General features: G+C 61.5%; 1 protein-coding gene. It reads right to left on the bottom strand.

The genetic code is table 11. The features are described 5' to 3' along the window. Positions 1-244, bottom strand: a 244-nt coding sequence (locus tag SB816_RS34250; protein ID WP_410548531.1) for a hypothetical protein, incomplete at both ends; no start/stop codon positions are given.

Below are 244 nucleotides of genomic sequence, written 5' to 3'. Positions count from 1 at the left end.
CCTTCGGCTCGATCTCGTCGAGCTTGATGCGCACGGCGTCGATCCAGCTCTTGTACGGCTTCGCGTTCGCGAGGTTGTCCTTGAGCTCCTTGTCGTCGATGATGCGGCCGTGTTCCATGTCGATCAGGAACATCTTGCCCGGCTGCAGGCGCCACTTCTTGACGATCTTCGATTCGGGGATCGGCAGCGTGCCGGCTTCCGACGCCATGATGACGAGGTCGTCGTCCGTGACGATGTAGCGCGC

Origin of the sequence: Achromobacter sp. SIMBA_011 (assembly GCF_046535435.1) — a bacterium.
In the GTDB taxonomy this organism is placed as follows: Bacteria; Pseudomonadota; Gammaproteobacteria; order Burkholderiales; family Burkholderiaceae_B; genus Achromobacter; species Achromobacter dolens.
This window is presented reverse-complemented; position numbering and strand designations above follow the sequence as displayed.